Consider the following 20,157-nt stretch of genomic DNA (forward strand, 5'->3'; position numbering starts at 1 on the left):
GTCTCACACCTTCCTTATTTTCTTCTATTTTTCCGACTCAGACGTGTCGGCAGCATTATTATTTTGCGACCACCATGCTTTGAGTTCCGCAATGGCCTCTTCGCGCTCCAAAGGACCGCGTTCCAACCGTAGGTCTTTGAGGAAAGACCATGCTTTACCCACGTCTGGTCCGGGCTTAAGGTCAAGTAACGTCATAATCTCATTTCCATCGAGATCAGGACGCACCCGCTGAAGATCTTCCCGCTCCGCAATGTCCGCGATACGTTCTTCTAGGTGGTCGTATGTCCACTGAAGCCGGGCTGCCTTCTTTTTGTTACGCGTTGTACAATCCGCGCGGACAAGCTTATGCAATTTGGAAAGTAGGGGACCTGCATCCGTTGCATAACGACGCACAGCGGAATCTGTCCATTCCCCTTCACTGAACCCGTGGAACCGCATATGCAGCCGGATCAGGTCGCTGACGTCATTCACCATCTGCTTAGAGTATTTAAGCGCGCGCATACGTGCTCGCATGATCCGGGCACCCACGATTTCGTGGTGATGAAAGCTCACTTTCCCTTCATCATTAAAAGCCCGAGTGTCCGGCTTGCCACAATCGTGCATGAGGGAGGCCCATCTCAGTACTACGTCGGGACCATCCTCCTCTTGCTCCATTGCCTGGCGCAGAACCGTAAGCGAATGCAGATACACGTCCTTGTGCTGCCTGTGTTCGTCTTGGGTAAGTCGTAGCGCTGGAATTTCCGGAATAATACGCTCGGCAAGCCCCGTATCCACCATGAGATCAATGCCGTCCCATGGCGCGCGCCCGCAGAGCAATTTATCCAGTTCCACCTGTACTCGCTCAACAGTGATGCGATCAATCTGATCTGCCATCTGAGTCATTGCGTTGCAAACGCGATCGGCAACAGAAAATTCTAATTGTGAAACAAACCTGGCAGCACGAAGCATACGCAATGGATCGTCGTTAAAGCTTTGCTCAGGGGCAGAAGGCGTATCTAAGACACTTTCTACTAAGTCATCCATTCCGTTGACAGGATCATGGAACGTCATTTCACCAGTGGGATGTATTTCTACGGCCATGGCATTGACACGGAAGTCTCTACGGATAAGGTCGCCCTCTAGTGTGTCACCAAATTGCACTTCCGGGTTTCTCGTTTTCCCGTCGTACACGTCTGAACGAAACGTGGTGATCTCTATTTGTTGCCCGTCTTTTTCTGCGGATACCGTTCCAAAATCGATTCCAGTATCCCACACCACAGGTGTGTAGTCATTGAGAATCTCCATCACGATCTCTGGACGAGCATCGGTAGTGAAGTCCAAGTCATTGCCCAGCTCATCGAGAAGAGCATCACGCACGGAACCTCCTACGAGGTAAAGGCGGTGTCCGCGATCTTGAAAAAGCTGAGCGAGGGGGGCCAACAGAGGAGCAAGATCTGCCAATGTGCGCTGCGCACGGGCAAGAAGCTCAATGCGGTTCGGTGAATCGCTTGCCGAGACGTTCTCGGTAGTGTTGGCATCAATAGGGGCAACAGAGGACGCGGCGGAGGATGAGTTCATTATCCCTACGGTGTACGAACCATCATTGGTAATGGTTGTGTGCTGCTTACTCTGTGAATTCACGCGCATGAGTTTACCTGGTTAATTCCATTACCATTATTTCTCTATACTGCACCCCGGCTAGACGACGCCACTCACGTATCTTCCTCGCGCATTACCAAGATACTGCCGGCAAGTTCATCAGCCATTTTCCCACCACCAGGGAAATATAACTGAATCTCCTTACTCAAATCACGGTATCCAAATGCGTAATCACTCACTTATAGTTGTTAAAGTTATGGTGATCACGTCCACATTTTTTCACCTCATTTACTAGATCTTTCCCACCTTTTCGGGTCAAGAAGTCCATTTTCTACGTCATCTGCCGCCTAGATGTATGGCTAAATACGCCACACACGTTGTTCACGATTACTCTTTTCTTTTAAAGAAGCGGTTCATAGGTACCTTCTCAAGGTTGAAAAGGATACGATCAGCGAGATGAGCGAAAACGAACAATCGCGCCCAAATTCGGTGAATTCTACGGAATCCACCGCACCACGGCGCAGAAGACGCACGCGGTCACGCCGTTTTAGCAGTGATCAGACGGGGCGCTCTTCGCAGTCGCATCGAACTGCCGAAGGGGGCCGTACTTCTGCAACCCAACAGACAGGGGCAAAGCGCAACACTAATGCACAAGCTTCTAGTGAGGGGCGCGCTTCAAAACGCAAAAATAGCCCGTCTCAAGAAAACGCTAACGGTAGTTCTTCCCGCGGGCGAAAAAATAACGAGACCCGCAAATCCAACAAGTCTCGTGCAACAGGTTCTCGCTCCACTACGACACGAAACACGGTAAAGCGCAAGGACAACCAAGAAATAACGCCACCACAAGGTAACGAGTCAAGCGATAATGAATCTCGCGCTACTCGACGTAAACGACGCACAAGGACGGGACAGCGCACCGCTCAGCGCTCTACCTCCGCACCGGAAAATAAGCGTCGCCGGCGTCGACCGCAAACCTCTCATCGCTCTAGAAATAGTCGCGCTAGCCTCCGGAACCAGTATCAGACATCCAAGATCAACACTCGCGATGAAACTTCCGCGGGCGGTTTGGTGATCTCTGGACTGGCTGAGGCAGTTGACAACAACAATAACGTTGATCTTTCCCGTATTTATGTAGCGCTCATTGGACGACTCGATAGGAGAGGCCGCCTTTTGTGGTCCATGCCTAAAGGTCACGTCGAACCAGGTGAAGACAAAGGGAAAACCGCCGAACGCGAGGTATGGGAAGAGGCTGGAATACACGGCGAAGTTTTCGCGGATCTCGGCACGATTGATTATTGGTTTGTATCGGAGGGAGTGCGTATTCACAAGACAGTTCATCACCATTTACTGCGATACGTCGATGGCGATCTCAACGATGAGGATCCGGAGGTTACTGAGGTCTCTTGGATCCCAGCCAATGAGCTTATTGAACATTTTGCTTATGCCGACGAGCGTAAACTAGCCCGCATCGCGCACGATTTAATCCCAGAATATGCCATCAAAGAGAAGGCAGAGGGAAGGAAAACCCCGCGGTGAGCACTATCAATCTCACCTCCATCAAGTTACTCAGCGAACATATGCGATTAAGCACCGCTGAGCTTTTGGCGACGGTTCCATCGGATTCACCCAAGAACCGTTCGACGGCTCGCACTCGACGACCTTTCGCTCTAGGAATATTTCCTTTATCTCTGTTGTCTCGCACTGGGACAGCGCTACTGACGCTTGCCTTATGCAGTGCCACGCTCGCACATGCGCCACAGGCTGCCGCAGATGCCCTTCCGTTGTCACCGATGGGGCCGACTTCTCATCGTTGGATCAACCCTGATGTACGTTCAATCGACGTCAATGCCAAGGTCAAAATACAAATCCTTAAAGTCGATTCGCATATCCAGCTCGGCGAAAAGATACATCTTTCTCTCCGCATCATCAATAATTCCGATTCTCCGATCGACCAGAGCTCTGCGAAGATTGTGGCTCGTCATGCAGACGCAGAACCGACCGTCGCCGGTGCCCGTACCGTACTCGCGGCTGCACCTTCTTCCTACCCGTATCTTGCAAGCCCAATTCCAATTCAGTCAAAGATCGCGCCTGGTAGTTCCAAAGATATAGACATCAGCATAGACACGGGGGCGACAGAGCCCGGAGGACTACAGCTGCGTTCTGCTGGCTCTTACCCCATACTGATTGGGCTGCACGATGCCTCTGACAGTATTTACAGCACACAGAGATTCCTTCTCTCTGCATCCGCACCGGATAAGCCCGAGGGCACAGCGCAGGACCCTAAGCATCTCAGTATGGTCCTGCCTATCACAGCGGAAGTCGATATCGTTGGTGGTGAAACCGGCGAGGCCCCCGAACGCGCGCCTCTTATCATGCGTTCGGAAGCTCTGACCGAAGAGATTGCGCATGGTGGCCGCCTAGATCAGCTTCTCGACGCCTACCTCGCTGCACGCGCTTCAACACCAGAGATCAGCACAGCAAGCTGCTTAGCTATTGATCCGCAATTCCTTGATGTCGCCCGACGCATGACTGAGGGATATAGCGTGGCGCCACAGCGTCCTAGTTCGGTGTCGGAGAATAGACGTCTCCGCGATTCCTGGAATATTGAGGACGAAACAGAAAAGCATGTCCCCGGCAAAGGGCAAAAAGCCGCTGCTGAGTGGCTAGCAAAATTAGGGAAAGCCACTGAGGGAACCTGCACTGTTGCGATGCCGTGGGCTAATGCTGATCTCAACGCGGTAGCTAAGACCAACAACCCATGGTTGATGCGCGAGGCTCTACAGCGCGGCTCTGGCGTCATCAAAGACGTGCTGGGGGTTACCCCGGAATCCAATATCGTGATCCCCGGCTCGGGCTATATCACTGCGCAAACTGCGGCTTCCTTGGGATGGGCTGACCAAAAGGAAAGCGCGGACGGTACACAACCTCCAACCACGAGCGATATCAGTGCAGCATGGGAGGCCACTAAGGCAAAGGAAGCTAAATCCCAACCAGATGAGGACTCGCTTAAAGAATCTCCAGCTAAAGATTCTGAGGCCTCGTTGGATAGCGTTCGTGACTCGGCGGCTCCCACGATTGCGCCCACTGCGCAGGTACCTGTTTCCGTCCTTGTCGCTGACAACACGGTATGGCAGGCCCCTAAAGTGGATCGTTTTGGCCAGCTAGCAGCCGGTGTGCGTTCTGTAGCATATCAAGGGTCATTATCTGCCACGCTTGCCCAGGCATCTCCAAAGCCAGTGACAGCGGGATACGGCAACTATGACATTCGCTTTGACTATTCGCTCGATTCTGAGGCCGCTCGGATGGCTACTGGTGCAGCAGCTATCGATGCTGCTGTCGCAGAGAACACACAGCCAACGCTGTTGATGATGCCTACCTCGATACGAAACCCCAATTCATGGTTCGAGGCAATCTCTACGTTGTTACGGGAGCATTCCGCATTGCCTATGACCCTGCGTGACTACGTCACTATGTCGCAGCAGCAGGAAGGGGAACTTGCTGCACAAGCTGCAGCTGCGGCTGCGACGTCGGCAAGCGGCGATGGATCGCCGAGCAGTATCTCTAGCAGCGGCCTGGTAGAAGGCAGATATGGCGCACCTTATGACGATCCCACAGTAGTCTCGGACACAGAAATCTTGCGGGCACGCCAGCAATCGGATTACACCGACGATCTCACGGGTCTCATGATTAATGACGCCGCCATCGCATTGTCTCCCTATAACTTCACAGCGCCATTGCGGCAGGATTTACTCCGCGCGCTCAGCGTCAACGGACGACGTTCCATTAATAGTTTTGACCAGAAGATTGCCCGAGCCACCGCTTTATCCAATGAAAACCGTGATGCGCTCACGGAATTGCGCAGCTCCGTCACGTTGTTGTCGCCGGGCAACGTGTACACCAGACTTTCCCCGTCTTCACCGCTACTTATCGCGGCAAAGAACGGGTTGCCGTTGCCCGTTGATGCGCGCATTCGTTTCAACGGGCCTGAAGGCGCTTCAATTAAGGTGAAAAACAGCCTGGTTATTCCGGCAAAAGGTTCCATCACCGCACAGATGATCGCTCAGCTTCCCGACGACGATGACCAAACCAATCTCAAGCTATGGCTAGCCACGCCAACAGGTGCGGCAATCTCCAACCCTGTGACTATCGCTGTACAAACACGATCTGGTTTTGTGGGACAATCTGGCATCGCCCTTACTGTGGTTCTGGGGCTTTTTGCCTTGCTCTTCTTGCGTTTCTTTGTCAAACGCAAACGCCGTACTCATGGCGAACCACAAGTAACAATGCGTTCTCTTTCTCCTGTATCAACCACGCGGCGTCCACCCGTACGCAGGCCGCGTCGTCGCAGTGAAGGCTCAGTTCGTGATGGCGACCGTACCAGCGGTGATGCCAACTCGGATGATTCTGGAACAGGTCTTCAATCTCCGCGTCCATAGCGGAGAGATAAAGACACCCCCTTTCAACAGTTCTCGAGGCTACAACCAGCACTACACTGATTGCCCCCCGATCTTTCCCCTTGACGCCACACAGGTTTTCGTCCCTCCGACTCGCACGAAAACCGTGGCGGCGACCATAGAAAAGAAGCAGGATTCCAGGTGAACTCATCTGAGAGCACACCCTCTAAAAAGGGAACCAGGTACCGTATCGTGCCTCCCGCGGCACCCGCACCAGTCCCTGAGGCTCGTCCCCGTCACACCAGTTCCTCGGTGCACCCCAGTGAGGATCGCTCCAAGCTGGATAAGGACCCCGCCCGTCACTCGGTTGCTGATACTTCCAGCGACAACAGCGCTGTGTCTGCCGGCCTGAGCACCCCCTCTGAAGGTGCTCAGCCAGCCGGGGGAAAGACGTCGGAAAGCTATGGGCAAGAGGCACAAACAGCCTCAGTGGTTACCTTGGATGGGGACGCACAATCCGCTAATACCGCCGCAGACGGCACCGCGGATGATTCTGCACCCCAAGCAGGAGAGGATTCGCAAAACACCGCCTCTACCAGTGATAATGACGTTGTTCGTTCCACTGGTTCCATGGCCATAGCCACTCTTTTCTCGCGCGTTACGGGCTTCCTGCGCACCGTTTTGATCTCCACCAGCCTAGGTGGCGCAATCGCCTCGGCTTTTAATACCGCAAATACTCTGCCCAACCTCATTACAGAGATTGTTCTGGGCGCAGTGCTCACGTCTTTGGTGGTTCCCGTTCTTATTCGGGCAGAAAAGGAAGATCCCGATAGGGGAGCCGCGTTCATCCGGCGTCTCTTTACCCTCGCGGCGGCTCTACTCGGATTGGTCACGATCGGGGCAATTATCGCTGCACCTTTGCTGAGTCAGCTCATGCTAGGTGCAGATGGCAAGGTCAACATCGTCCAAACCACCAGTTTTGCGTATATTTTGCTTCCGCAGATTTTCTTCTACGGAATGTTTTCGCTGCTCATGGCGGTGCTCAATACCAAGCAAATCTTCAAACCTGGAGCGTGGGCACCAGTAGCAAACAACATGATCACCATTGCCGTGCTTGTGTTGTACATGCTGCTTCCTGGCGAGCTTGATCCCACAGCGCCTTCTGCGATCACGGACCCGCACGTGCTGCTTCTGGGGCTAGGAACCACGCTGGGCGTTGTTGTCCAGGCATTGATTATGATTCCCCCGATCCGCCGCGCTGGGATATCGCTTAAACCGCTATGGGGCATTGATGCACGTTTGAAGCAATTCGGAGGAATGGCCACAGCGATCATTGTTTATGTGGCGATTTCCCAAATCGGTTACATGATCACAACCCGTATTGCTTCCTTTGCAGATGAGGGCGCACCCAATATTTACCAACAGCATTGGTTGTTGTTGCAGGTTCCTTACGGCATTATCGGTGTCACGTTGCTCACCGCCATCATGCCGCGTCTTTCCCGCAACGCCGCCGATGGTGATGACAAAGCGGTGGTCCGCGACCTGATTATCGGTTCAAAGCTCACATATATCGCGTTAATCCCTATCGTCGTCTTTTTCACGGCTTATGGCGAGCGCATCGGCCTCGGGCTTTTTGCTTATCGACGCTTCGACGCCGAGTCTGCAACCATCCTTGGCTGGACGCTCAGCTTTGCTGCGTTTACCCTGCTGCCGTATGCACTCGTGCTGCTGCATCTACGTGTGTTCTATGCGCGAGAAGAAGCCTGGACGCCTACATTTATCATCGCGGGCATTACCGTCACCAAGGTAGCCCTCTCCGTTATCGCTCCGATGGCTGCCACGGATCCCAGCCGAGTAGTGATCCTTCTTGGTGCTGCCAACGGCTTTGGATTCGTTGCCGGTGCGATCATCGGCGCAATGCTCTTGCGCCGCAAGCTTGGAAATCTCGGCGGACGCGAAGTGCTAAAAACGAGCACCTGGGCCTTTATCGCCTCTGGCGCAGGTATCCTCGCCGCTCTCGCTCTGAGCTATGTCCTCGACCAGTTTATGGGCGGCCTTTTTAGCGCCTTGGGCAGCGTCGGAATGCTTGTGCACCTCGCTATTGTCGGTGTGGTCTTCCTTCTATGCACTGGTCTCGTGCTTTCGCGCTCGGGTCTGGAAGAAGTTATCAACCTTGGTTATGCACTGCAACGCATCCCAGGTATGCGTCGCATCATCCATATGCGTGCCCCGCAAACCGACACTATGGTGCCAACGCGCCAGGCTATAGCCAACGAGGCCCTCGCTTTCGACGACACTTTCAACGCCACGCCAATCCCGGCACCGATGTCCGCCGGTATCGTTCGTGGTCCACGCCTGGTTCCCGGCGCGCAGGTTTCCGATGGTCGCTTCCGCTTGTTGGCAGACCACGGGTCTGTCTCCACTGCGCGTTTCTGGCAGGCTAGAGAAAAGACCACGGGTAGGGAAGTAGCCCTCATCTTCGTGGATACGTCCGGGAAAGCTCCGCAGGCCCCCGCAAGCCCTGCGGCCGCCGCGGGCGAGGCAGCGGAGGTATCGCGTCGTACTCGTGCGCTGGCTAATCTCAATCACCCAGCAATCGCACCAAATATTGAGGTTTTGTCGTATCGCAACGGCTGCCTTGTTGTGGCCGATTGGGTCGCTGGTTCCTCGTTGGCTTCCGTGGCCAGCAAACCGGTTAATCCCTATGCTGCCGCCTACGCTTTTGAGCCTCTCAGCCAGGCCGCACAGTTTGCTCAAAGCGCTCACACCCCCTTAGGCATTGACAACCACGCACGTATCCGTATCAACACAGATGGCATGGCAATTCTTGCGTTCCCCGCTGTCTTGTCTGATTCCTCCTACGAACGCGATATGCGCAGTATTCGTACCGCTCTGGGCACTCTTATTCAGGTGGACACTGCTCCGCAAGAAATTACTGCACTTCTGCATGTCGACGCCACCGAGCTTCCGCATGCCATCGCAGATCTTCCAGATTCCCCCTCTGTTGCCGAGGACCACCTCATTGTTGAGGAAGAAGCCACTCCTAGGCCTCGAAACACACCAGGCTTTGGTAGCGCTGGTTTTAGCAATATCGCCCGTGCGATTATCGCCATGGCGGTTGCAGTGGTCGTTGTTTCCATCGCTGTGATTACCGGTTACATCACGAGCCTCTTTGGCAGTGACCAAGGACAGGTACCTTTGAACAGCGATTCGATTGTGAACTCTAAGCCCTCTGATGCGCTAGATCTGCCTAGCATCGTGGCACCGATAAAGAGCGCTTCTGCATGGTCCCCTAGTGGAACAACACCGAGTCGCGAGTCCTCGTCTACTGCGCAGCTAGCCATTGATCCAGATAAATCCAGTGCATGGTCTACAGGCCCAATAGAAAAAGGGCAGGGGGCAGGCATCTTGATTACTCTTGCTCAACCGCATCGGGCCAACTCCGTAGTGGTGGAAAGCGATGGTACACCGGCAAAGATCTCTGTCTATCGGGTAGAAGACGATAATGTTTCTTCGCTAGACTCCGCTCAGCTGTTGGGAGAACGCAAGGTTTCTTCCATGCAGACTCGGATCTCGTTGAGTAAAGAACCGTCGGTCACCTCCATTCTGGTGTGGGTGACGGGGGTCCCCGACAACGCATCCGTGAAGATACACAACATCACAGTAGTAGCTAGTTCTTAAGCACACTATGTAGGACTGTGGTGGGAAAGAATCGTCGATTCTTTCCCACCACAGTTTTCTTTTTCTTGTTATAAACCCTCGGTTATCACCTTTGCGCAGAACCTTGCCCCAAATCACCTCACGCGTTCTTTGGCGTCCCCACAGTTATTTTTATAGGTTGCACACAAAGCCCCTCCCAAAACCATAAAACCATATTTATGCAGGTCGCGATATTAAAATTCTTTCTTACATAGCTCTGCGACACCCAATCCATTGGGCAAGCAGAATATCTTGCCGGCGATCTTTCTTAGTCAAGATTAAAAGCAAAATCATCGGGTCGCTGTAGGGAAGCGGCATCCAAACACTATGGGGGGGGAATAGTGAGCTGTGCAGTCACGGCCACCGCAATCAAACACGATGCAGCCACATCCAGAACAGTCACCAACACCATGCGCCACAATATTGATGGCCTACGTGAGTTCTCCGTAAAAAGCATCAAGGATCAGACACAACACCTATCAAAGATCCGTGACGCTGATCTTGTTATCCAGTTCCTCGAAGGAGACAATCAAGCATTCGATGAAATAGCCAAACGGCATTATCACAGCTTGTGGTGGCTTGCTCGACGTCACAGCTACTGTGATTCCGACGCCGACGACATCATGCAGGAAGCGATGCTCAAGGCTGCACGAAACCTAGGACGGTACCGTGGTGATTCCTCGCTGAGCACCTGGCTTTATCGCCTTGTCTTTAATACCGCCTATGACCACATTCATCGGTGCACACATCGGGACAATCTCCCATTAGAACCACTCATGGGAGCACACACCCAGCTAGATTGTGCACTCAGCCATGATCCGCTCAGGGATCACGCTATGTCCATGTCAATAGCCCAAGCGGTAGACGTGTTGCCACCCGAGCAAAGAAATGCCATCCTCTTGGTTGATTTCGCTGGCTACGACGTTGAGGTCGCTGCGCAGATAGAGAAAGTTCGACCTGGAACAATCAAATCGCGCCGGGCTCGAGCACGAAAAACTCTGAGAGATCTCCTTATTCCCGTTATCGAAGAGCTGTAGCACATAGAAGCAGCAAGAACGTTGCCCTTATCACGTTGGGAATGTAAGCACGCCCTCACTTGTTAGGAAGAAAAAGAAAGTAACCTATGAGAATGCTGAGGCGCTGCGGCTAACGGCTACACTGAGCCAGAATCACGAAAGCACCTACGGAGATCTCACAAGGGCTTTCTCCACATATCTGGCCCCGCTAGATTCAGTTACAACAGCTAGGAAGGCAACCTCATGTCTGAAGCACCCAACGTGCCTAACGCGACCACAGTGCACGACGTAGCCATCATCGGATCCGGTCCAGCCGGCTACACCGCAGCTCTCTATGCGGCTCGCGCTGAGCTCAAGCCCATTGTTTTCGAGGGAATCGAATTCGGTGGCTCTCTCATGACCACCACAGAGGTAGAAAACTTCCCCGGCTTCCCAGAGGGCATCATGGGGCCAGATCTTATGGACAACATGCGTTCTCAGGCCGAACGCTTTGGCGCGGATCTCCGCATGGAATTGGTGACCAAGGTGGAACTTGAAGGCGAGATCAAAAAGATCTGGGTCGACGACCAAGAGTTCCATGCCCGTTCCGTCATCTTGGCCACGGGCTCTGCACCACGCTATATCGGCGCGGAAGGCGAGCAGACGCTCCTGGGTCGGGGAGTATCTGCTTGTGCCACATGTGACGGCTTCTTCTTCCGCGATCATGATATCGCTGTGGTCGGCGGCGGCGACTCCGCCATGGAAGAAGCGACCTTCCTTACCAAGTTTGCTAAGTCTGTGACTATCGTGCACCGCCGCGAGGAGTTCCGTGCTTCCGCCATCATGCTGGAACGGGCAAAGAACAACGACAAGATCCGGTTCCTCACCAATAAGACCGTATCCAAGGTGCTGGGTGAGAATACGGTGAGTGGCCTGGAACTCACGGACACTGTTACCGGAGAGACTTCTGTTCTCGATGTCACGGCTATGTTCGTAGCAATCGGCCATGATCCTCGCTCTGACTTGTTCCGTGACGTAATAGACACCAATGATGCTGGCTATGTCCGGGTAGCAGAGCCTTCCACGCGCACCAACGTTCCTGGAGTCTTCGCCGTGGGAGATCTTGTCGACGACCACTACCAGCAGGCAATCACCGCTGCCGGTTCCGGTTGCCGTGGTGCTATCGACGCCGAAAATTATCTCGCATCACTCAACGCCTAACCCACCACCTACGTATAAGGAGAAACTCTTATGAATGCACCTATCGCTTTGACCGAGGCAACTTTTAAGACAACCGTCATTGACTCTGATAAACCAGTTCTCGTCGATTTCTGGGCAGAGTGGTGCGGCCCTTGCAAAAAGCTAGGCCCGATCATCGATGAGATCGCCGCCGAGATGGGCGACGATGTCGTCGTAGGCAAAGTCGACGTGGATGCCGAGCGCAACCTGGGCGCAATGTTCCAAATTATGTCGATTCCCACCGTTCTTATTTTCAAGGATGGCCAGAAAGTCGCCGAATTTGTTGGGGTTCGTCCAAAATCAGAAATCGTGGCAAAACTGCGTTCACACCAGTAACTGGTATCCTTTGACGAGGATTACAAAGCCATCACTGTGCCATTAACCGGCATTTTGGCTTGACCACCCGTTATTGGAAAGGAGCAGTGTGTCTGACATCTTGCGAGTAGGTGACCGCAGCCCGCGCGTCGCTGAAGTCAGAACAGCACTGACGCGCCTTGGTCTTGTGCCGGACTCTGATAAAGAAATCAAGCAGTCCAAGGGGCAAACGTTCACTGACCCCGAAACATACTTCGACGAAGAACTCGCCGAAGTCATCAAGGGTATGCAACAGGCTCGGGGCATCATCGCTAGTGGCGAGATCAACGAGGTCACCCTCCGTGCCCTCCGCGAAGCCTCATATAAGCTCGGTGCCCGAGTTCTTAGCTTTGAGCCGAATAATATCTTCGTTGGCGACGACGTCCTGCAGCTACAAACGCAGCTGCAGGAACTCGGTTTTTATACCGATCGTGTCGATGGCCGATTCGGGGATAATACGTACAAGGCGCTGCTCAGTTATCAGATCAACTATGGTCTCAAGAGCGACGGCATCTGCGGTCCCGAAACAATCCGTGCGTTCGGGCGCCTTGGCCGCAGGATCACCGGCGGTTCTCCACAGGCTCTTCGCGAGCGCGAACGCGTCCGCGATGCCGGCCCTATGCTCGCCGGTAAGCGCGTCGTCATCGACCCTTCTTTGGGCGGAAACTCGCGTGGACAAGTAGTGCAGGGCCCTTATGGAGAGATCACCGAAGAAGAAATCCTCTGGGACCTTGCCACCCGGGTAGAGGGACGCATGATCGCTGCGGGAATGGAGACCATCATCTCTAGGCCACGGCAGGATAATCCTTCACAGCTGGAGCGCGCGGAGATAGCCAATGCTTTTGATGCCGATGTGATGATTTGTTTGCAATGCGATCAGTACCAGAACGACAAAGCAAACGGCGTTGCCACTTTTTACTTCGGTTCTGAGGCCGGGACCAACTCCCTGACTGGTGAGATGTTGAGCGGCTTCATTCAACGCGAGATCAGCGCTCGTACTGACCTAGTCAACTGTGGTAACCATGGCAGGACCTGGGATCTGCTCCGCATCACGGCTATGCCGACCATCGAGGTGGTATTGGGTTATCTGACCAACCCACACGATGTCACGATCTTGACTGATCCCAAGCATCGAGACGCGATTGCAGAGGCAATTGTGGTGGCCGTCAAGCGTTTATATCTCCTTGACGACGACGACCAGCCCACAGGCACCTACAAGTTCGCAGAGATGTTAGAACAGGGCATGCTTTAAGCTGTTCGATGGTGGCTTTCCTCTCGGAAAGCCACCATTTTTATTGCCTCTTATATCGGAACGTGGGCAAGCAACGGTTCCGCTGCTTCCGCAGTGAGTAAAGAGTGCGCTGGCGGTAGCTGAAGCCGCAGCAAGGGCAACACTGGATGGTGCCGAATAATCTCAAATCCAGCGGATTCCAATAACGTTACCGTCATCAGGCCGATATCCTCCGCAGATGCGAGTATGCGCTGAATGTTTTCCGGCTGAGGATTAAAAGGATCATCACAAAAGGATTCATCCCAGGCGAAGGCCTCAAGAGCTTTTATTCCTTGTCCAGCAAGATACACGATGGCCGCGTCGAGAAGCATTGTTTCTATACCGCTGCCCATCACGGCTGGGTCTCTGTGGAGAGAGGTCAGCACGTAGGCATCGCTGGTCACGGGGGCGGTGGGCAATTGGGCGCACCCCGGGGCCTCAGTAGCTGGGCAGTAGAGGAGAGTTGCGCAGGCTCGAGAGCTGCGTAGGGCAGCATTGTGGGTACTCGTGATGTTGAAGCCGCAACTTCCGTATGCAGACAGCACAGCAGCTAACCATGCTTCTTTTTCCAAGGTTGGAGTCCCGGCAGCAGAGGCGCGCAGTGCCGCTGATTCTTCCAACTCCCAAAACACGCTTCTCGACGCCCCCAGGTGGATCCGAGGGATACCTTCTAAGGTTAGGGCTTCGATTCGAGTGCTCATGCCACCAAGCGCCTTTCACAAGAAGCTGCTACCGCAAACTGCTACTGCTCCTCGCTGTTTCCGCCGAGAAGACCCATGATGCGGTCGAAATCTTCACGACCACCGAATTCCACAACAATTTTTCCTTTGCGCTTACCCATGCTCACAGACACTTTGGTGTCCAGCCCATCAGCAAGGCGGTTTGCAGCATGGGTGAGGAACTCAGGAGTCGGTATCTTCTCCCTCTTCTTTGGTGCTGTTTTCTCACCGCGGTTCATCAGCGTGACGGCTTCTTCTGTTGCACGAACAGAAAGACCCTCAGCGACAATACGATCGGCTAGAGCGATCTGGTGGTCCTCGCCTCCTTTAACGCCCAGAAGTGCTCGGGCATGTCCAGCTGAAAGCACACCAGCCGCTACTTTGCGCTGCACTGATACAGGAAGAGCAAGCAAGCGGATCATATTGGTGATGACAGGGCGAGAGCGTCCGAGTTTATCCGCCAACTCATTCTGAGTAACACCGAATTCCTGCAACAGCTGTTGGTAAGCAGCTGCTTCCTCTAAAGGATTAAGTTGAACTCGATGAATATTCTCCAAAAGGGCATCGCGCAGCATCTCCGAATCGTCGGTCTTGCGAACGATTGCGGGGATAGTTTTCACACCAGCTTTAGACGATGCACGCCAACGGCGCTCACCCATGATGATCTCATAATGTTCATCAGCGGTCTCGCGGACCACGATGGGCTGGAGTAGACCAAACTCACGGATTGAGTGAACCAGCTCAGCGAGGTCTTCCTCGTCGAAAACGCTACGGGGATTTTTATTGTTGGGGATAATGAGCCCAATCGGAATTTCCCGATAGGTGGCACCAAATTCTTCGAGTTGCTGATCAGCACCCCGTGACTCTGCGGATTGCTTTTCTACCACCTGCGCAAGGATGGGGCTAATGTGCGCAGGTTTGGTATCGCGTTGAGAGCGCGATTGGGTCTTCTTCTCGGCAGCGCCACCGAAAACCACGTCTGCTGCAGAATCGCCGATTCGTTGCCCTGGTGTTGGGCTTCCGGTTATCAGTGCGCCGATTCCTCTGCCGAGACCACCTTTACGAGTTTCCTGTGCCATTTTTCTTACTCCTTCGAGGTCTCATCCGCGTGATCGGTATTGCCTTCACTCTGGCTTTGCCTTTGCTGTTCACGTAATGCTTCTGGCGACATGCCGATCGGTCCCGAGCTTTCCGACGGCATGTAGTCGCCGCGGGTGGCCAACTCTCGCGCCGCGTCGAGGTAGGCAAGCGCACCCCGGGAACCGGGATCATAGGCAAGAACGGTTTGCCCGTAGCCTGGTGCTTCTGACACCTTCACGGAACGCGGAATCTTGGTTCCCAAGACTACGTCACCAAAGTGTCCGCGCACTTCATCCATAACCTGCTCTGCAAGCTTCGTTCGTCCGTCATACATGGTCAGGAGAATCGAGGAAATGTGCAGGTTAGGGTTGAGGTATTGCCTAATCATTGTGATGTTGTTCAACAACTGTCCTACACCTTCGAGGGCATAGTACTCACATTGAATGGGGATAAGCACCTCATCAACGGCGGTCATCGCGTTAATAGTGAGCAAACCAAGCGACGGGGGACAATCGATAAAGATGTAATCGAAGTCTGCCTGCTGCATATACTCCGTATTGAGGGCATCGCTGAGCCGGTACTCTCGCCGGACTAGGTTAACCAGCTCAATTTCGGCGCCAGCCAGATCGATGGTCGCAGGAACACAGAAGAGATTCTTGGATGCAGTTGTTTCCTGTAGTGCATCCTCTACCGTGCACTCGCCGATGAGCAATTCATAACTCGACAAGGTTCCAGCACGGTGATCAACCCCTAGGGCAGTAGAAGCGTTTCCCTGAGGATCAAGATCAATAACAAGAACTTTTAGTCCATTAAGGGCAAGGCCGGCTGCAAGATTAACTGAAGAAGTGGTCTTTCCCACGCCACCCTTTTGGTTAGCTACAGTCATCCTGCGAGAGCTATCTGGACGGGGCAGGTGCAGGCTATTCGGTGTCAACACCTGGGCCGCACGACGTGCCGCAGCGGCGATCGGTGTATCTTCCCAGTTTTGGTCGTCCATGCGTCCCTTCTCGTCTATGAATCGAGGGCCCTATCCTGCCCAAAGTGTACGTTTCTACTTTAATGCCTAAAAGGCAGGCGGTTCCACACCACCCCGATGCTGTTTTTAGCGAACTTTTCGGATGGAAATCAATGTAGTTGGATCTTCAAGCTGATCACCCACAGTAAAAATCTTGATTTTTCCACCGCCAGCTTTAAAAATCATTTTTTCATCACGATCAAGCTCTTCCCTTACGGAAGAACCTTTCATGGCGATCATTTTTCCGCCAAGACGAACTAGCGGAAGAGACCACCCCGCAAGTTTTCCTAGGGGAGCAACCGCACGCGATGTCACGACGTCGACAAGGCCCAGCTCGTTTCGGACTTCTTTTTCTTCAGCGCGCCCCCGGATCACAGTCACGTTATCTAGGCTCAGGGAGTCTTTCACTTCGCTCAAGAAAACAGAGCGTTTGAGCAGTGGTTCAATGAGTGTTATCTCCAGGTCAGGACGGGCAAGCGCAAGAGGAATGCCCGGCAAACCGGCGCCTGAGCCAATATCTGCAACGCGAGCATGAAGATCCATTGCTTCACCGATGACTGCGCAGTTAAGTATGTGACGGTCCCACAGTTTTGGAACTTCACGAGGGCCGATAAATCCGCGTGTGGATCCGTCGGTAGCCAATAAACGGTGATATTCCACCGCTTTGTCCAGCAAAGATCCGAAGATTTCTGTGGCTATAGCTGGGGGAGAGGTCAGCTCAAGCTCACGCTCAGCACCGTTGTTTTCCTCATGTTTCACGTGGAACCATCCTTAATACTTCTACCGGCAGCACAAACAACTCCGGCACCTTCACAACGCTATCACGCTGCCCTAACATCGCTGCCCCCAAACGGGAAAATGAATACATCAAGCACATAATCACCAGGCGGAATAACAAAAACTGCCGCCACCATGCGGGGTGACGGCAGTAAATGGAAGAAAATTATTTCTTCTTACCCTTCTTAGGGTTATTTGGACGCTGTCCGGGTTTCGGAGCTGTTGCTCGCTTCGCAGCTTTCTTGGCTTCAATTTCTTCAGCCTCTTCTGCGTCAATCTTGTTAAAGATCCAACGCTGCTGGAAGAAGGTCCAAATGTTGTTGGCCACCATGTAGAACAGCAGGCCGAGATGCCATAGGACACCGGTAAACAGAATAGTCAATGGCATAAACCACAACATCATCTTGTTCATCATGTCCATCTGCATCTGCATCTGGCCGCTAGTAGGCGCAGCTTGCAGACCGGACTCACGCCGTGCTTTTTGGCGGTTCACAGACAAACGTCCGTTCATATGCGTTGCTACCACGATGATCAGAATCAATGGGGCTGCAACAGCAATGATGTTAGCTCGGGTGAAATCTACAGGCTGGAAAGCCTTGTACATATCACCAGGCATGGAGATGTACGCGGAGAGCGGAACTCCAAAGATACGAGCGTCAAGGAAGGACTGAACGTCTTCGGGCGAGAAGATGTAGTTAGGGGTCTGTCGGTTGACCTCAACGGAAAGTCCCAGCTGGCTATGTCCGGTACCGGTACGGTTGAAGGAACGCAGCACGTGGAACAGGCCGATGAACACAGGCATCTGTACGAGAGCAGGAAGGCAACCAGCGATGGGATTTACTCCCACTTCTTTTTGCACTTTCCGTGTCTCTGCCATCATCTTCTGCTGGTCTTTTCCGTATTTCTTACGGATTTCCTGCATCAGCGGCTGAAGTTCCTGCATCTTGCGAGCAGAACGCATCTGATTGAGCATTGGCTTCACAAGGAATGCACGAATCGTGAACGTCAGCAGCATAATAGCCAACACCCACGAGATGCCGGAGCCCGGGTCAAACACAAAGCTCACTACTTTGTGCCAGAACCACAGGATGGCCGAGATCGGCCAATAAATGAAGTTGAGCACTGTGAGTCAGAACTCCTTGGTGGTCGAAGTTTTAAGATGTGGCATTCCCTGCATATCGAAGCTGATCATCGAGGATCCTCCAAAGAATCTCCGGTGCATAATCAACGCCGAGGCACGGGGTCGTAACCGCCTGGGTGCCAGGGGCCACATTTGGCTAGCCGTGCGATCGTCAACGCCGTGCCTACAACAGCACCACGTCGAGACACAGCCTCAAGCGCATACGCGCTACAGGTCGGATCGAAGCGGCAGGTAGACCCCATCTTAAGGGGAGAAATATATTTTTGGTAGAAACGCACCGCGTCATACAGCAGACCGCTGAGAATCCCAGCAGGTCGCACAGGCCTAGAACTATTATTCTCACTGCCTAGTTGCTGGTGGGAATAACACATGAGAGCCGCTCCTTATCAACGCAAAAGCAGCTTTTCGACGCCCGAACGAACATCCGCTTCCAGTTCTTTAGACGTCGCCGTTGCCGCCGGGGGTAACGCACGAACAACAACATACGCGTCGTGTGGAATCTGGTCTTTAATGCCCATAAGAATATGCCGAAGTTTGCGAGAGACTGCATGACGGATCACCGCATTGCCTACGGCTTTGGAAACCACGAGGCCAAATCGTGGTCCACCTACTGTCGCTATGTTGTCAGCAGTAGCATGGGTGCGTAAATGAATAACGACGGTGCTCCTTCCAGCACGCTTGCCTTTCCGAATAGTTCCACGGAACTCGTCGGAATTGCTGAGCTTGTGCCTAGAAGGAAGCACCGTCGTTTAATTCTTGTAAGAAGAGACTAAGCAGTCAGCTTCTCACGGCCCTTACGACGACGTGCAGCCACGATTGCGCGACCCGCACGGGTACGCATACGAATACGGAAGCCGTGCTTACGTGCGCGACGACGGTTGTTCGGCTGGAACGTCCGCTTGCCCTTAGCCACGGTGAACACTCCTCAAGTTGTGTGTAGGTGGCCGCACAAAGATCCCCGACCCACACAGTGGGCCAAGCACCCTCTTCCTTCCCAGCACTGCCAGGAAGAGCGGTCACCCTAATTGGATGATTTTCAAGTGAGGTACGCGCACCACGCTAACCACAATCACGTTAGCGCCGAATTTCCGGAACCCTGTCGGCGTCACACATCTTTTTTGATGCGAGGCGTTCCGAAAGCTCTGTCGTTCATAGCGGCGTTCTCAAACAAAGCACTTGCGATTGACGTATTAAAAACACGCCCGTTGCAGTGACAGACCTCAACATACTACGTGAGTTTTCCTAGCTAGAACAAATCGACACGCCGTTCCCCCAACCCCACCCCTGTAATGACATTTTTGTAATTAACAGCTGCTCATCCACCATTTGGCCGGTCAGAGTCTCTCGACAGTTGCAATATAGCCATAAAAATGCCTCTGTTCGAGTGCTCCAGACCGAAAACATACAACATCCAAAACTAATTTTTGGACAGCCCTATGTCACACCGAGTAACAATATTTGTAAGGAAAAATCACACACTGTGAATAACCAGACCTGTGGATAACTCTCAAGTTTATGTCGAAACTTTTCACATAAAATTGAATTTACGCAGGTTNAAAAGTGGAATTCTTCACAGTGGGCGTTGTCCACAAGGTTGTGAAATGAATGTGGATAACNTTTTCACACACCCCAGTGTGGGAAGTTATCCACAGTTGTGGAAAACTCTGTGGAATACGCNGGTCACAGCCCCAAAGCGTTGTGAACAACTCGGTGAAATCCCCGTGAACAGTGAAATAACNATTTTTCACTGCCGGATGGGGAAATCTCGTTGCGTTGGACATTATTTTTGGGGTTAGTGANGCGCTGCTGATAGAGCACTGACCCGCGAATGCACTGCCTTATCAGCATGAAAAATTAGTTNGTTGTTCATTCGCACTAGGTAAAGGAAATACGAAT

General features: G+C 53.1%; 16 protein-coding genes. 7 read left to right on the top strand and 9 right to left on the bottom strand.

The genetic code is table 11. The annotated features are described in order from the left end of the window. Positions 1-24: 24 nt before the first annotated feature. Positions 25-1,626, bottom strand: coding sequence for a CCA tRNA nucleotidyltransferase (locus CULFRC11_RS10835; RefSeq protein WP_023634758.1), 1,602 nt, complete (start codon positions 1,624-1,626; stop codon positions 25-27). A 408-nt stretch (positions 1,627-2,034) separates the two neighbouring features. Between CULFRC11_RS10835 and CULFRC11_RS10840 the strand changes: the two genes are divergently transcribed. The 7 genes from CULFRC11_RS10840 to CULFRC11_RS10870 all read left to right on the top strand — a co-directional run bounded on the left by CULFRC11_RS10840 (position 2,035) and on the right by CULFRC11_RS10870 (position 13,511). Beyond that, positions 2,035-3,114, top strand: a complete 1,080-nt coding sequence (locus tag CULFRC11_RS10840; RefSeq protein WP_038620906.1) for an NUDIX hydrolase — start codon at positions 2,035-2,037, stop codon at positions 3,112-3,114. Further along, positions 3,111-6,014, top strand: a complete 2,904-nt coding sequence (locus tag CULFRC11_RS10845) for a hypothetical protein (protein ID WP_023634759.1) — start codon at positions 3,111-3,113, stop codon at positions 6,012-6,014. The genes CULFRC11_RS10840 and CULFRC11_RS10845 overlap by 4 nt, the downstream gene beginning before the upstream one ends. A gap of 159 nt (positions 6,015-6,173) precedes the next feature. Beyond that, entirely contained in the window at positions 6,174-9,653 is a 3,480-nt protein-coding gene (murJ, locus tag CULFRC11_RS10850; protein ID WP_038620909.1) for a murein biosynthesis integral membrane protein MurJ, read from the top strand. Between the two features lie 359 nt (positions 9,654-10,012). Next, a complete protein-coding gene (locus tag CULFRC11_RS10855; RefSeq protein WP_023634761.1) occupies positions 10,013-10,708 on the top strand; it encodes a sigma-70 family RNA polymerase sigma factor in 696 nt (231 codons plus the stop codon). Between the two features lie 222 nt (positions 10,709-10,930). Next, positions 10,931-11,887 carry a thioredoxin-disulfide reductase gene (gene trxB / locus CULFRC11_RS10860; protein ID WP_023634762.1) on the top strand — a complete coding sequence of 319 codons (957 nt, stop codon included), beginning with the start codon at positions 10,931-10,933 and terminating at the stop codon, positions 11,885-11,887. A gap of 30 nt (positions 11,888-11,917) precedes the next feature. After that, the gene (gene trxA / locus CULFRC11_RS10865; RefSeq protein WP_013912681.1) at positions 11,918-12,241 is read left to right on the top strand and encodes a thioredoxin; all 324 of its coding nucleotides are present in this window, start codon (positions 11,918-11,920) and stop codon (positions 12,239-12,241) included. Positions 12,242-12,329: 88 nt separating this feature from the next. After that, complete coding sequence (locus tag CULFRC11_RS10870; RefSeq protein WP_023634763.1) at positions 12,330-13,511, top strand: N-acetylmuramoyl-L-alanine amidase; 1,182 nt, start codon at positions 12,330-12,332, stop codon at positions 13,509-13,511. Between the two features lie 50 nt (positions 13,512-13,561). Here CULFRC11_RS10870 and CULFRC11_RS10875 read toward each other — a convergent pair whose 3' ends face one another. From CULFRC11_RS10875 to rpmH, 8 genes are all read right to left on the bottom strand, one after another. Further along, positions 13,562-14,230 (bottom strand): hypothetical protein, encoded by a 669-nt coding sequence (locus tag CULFRC11_RS10875; protein ID WP_023634764.1) that lies wholly within the window; start codon positions 14,228-14,230, stop codon positions 13,562-13,564. 41 nt (positions 14,231-14,271) lie between these two features. Further along, a complete protein-coding gene (locus CULFRC11_RS10880; RefSeq protein WP_023634765.1) occupies positions 14,272-15,327 on the bottom strand; it encodes a ParB/RepB/Spo0J family partition protein in 1,056 nt (351 codons plus the stop codon). 5 nt (positions 15,328-15,332) lie between these two features. Continuing rightward, on the bottom strand, positions 15,333-16,325 hold the full coding sequence (locus CULFRC11_RS10885; RefSeq protein WP_023634766.1) for a ParA family protein: 993 nt from the start codon (positions 16,323-16,325) through the stop codon (positions 15,333-15,335). Between the two features lie 105 nt (positions 16,326-16,430). Then, positions 16,431-17,102, bottom strand: coding sequence for a 16S rRNA (guanine(527)-N(7))-methyltransferase RsmG (gene rsmG / locus CULFRC11_RS10890; protein ID WP_023634767.1), 672 nt, complete (start codon positions 17,100-17,102; stop codon positions 16,431-16,433). Between the two features lie 184 nt (positions 17,103-17,286). Then, complete coding sequence (gene yidC / locus CULFRC11_RS10895; RefSeq protein ID WP_013912687.1) at positions 17,287-18,243, bottom strand: membrane protein insertase YidC; 957 nt, start codon at positions 18,241-18,243, stop codon at positions 17,287-17,289. A gap of 101 nt (positions 18,244-18,344) precedes the next feature. Then, positions 18,345-18,632: a membrane protein insertion efficiency factor YidD gene (gene yidD, locus CULFRC11_RS11165; RefSeq protein ID WP_023634768.1), complete on the bottom strand. Its 288-nt coding sequence runs from the start codon at positions 18,630-18,632 to the stop codon at positions 18,345-18,347. A 15-nt stretch (positions 18,633-18,647) separates the two neighbouring features. After that, positions 18,648-19,004 carry a ribonuclease P protein component gene (gene rnpA / locus CULFRC11_RS10900; RefSeq protein WP_023634769.1) on the bottom strand — a complete coding sequence of 119 codons (357 nt, stop codon included), beginning with the start codon at positions 19,002-19,004 and terminating at the stop codon, positions 18,648-18,650. A gap of 26 nt (positions 19,005-19,030) precedes the next feature. Continuing rightward, complete coding sequence (rpmH, locus tag CULFRC11_RS10905; RefSeq protein ID WP_013242964.1) at positions 19,031-19,174, bottom strand: 50S ribosomal protein L34; 144 nt, start codon at positions 19,172-19,174, stop codon at positions 19,031-19,033. Positions 19,175-20,157: the final 983 nt, after the last annotated feature.

This window comes from Corynebacterium ulcerans (assembly GCF_000767685.1).
In the GTDB taxonomy this organism is placed as follows: Bacteria; Actinomycetota; Actinomycetes; order Mycobacteriales; family Mycobacteriaceae; genus Corynebacterium; species Corynebacterium ulcerans.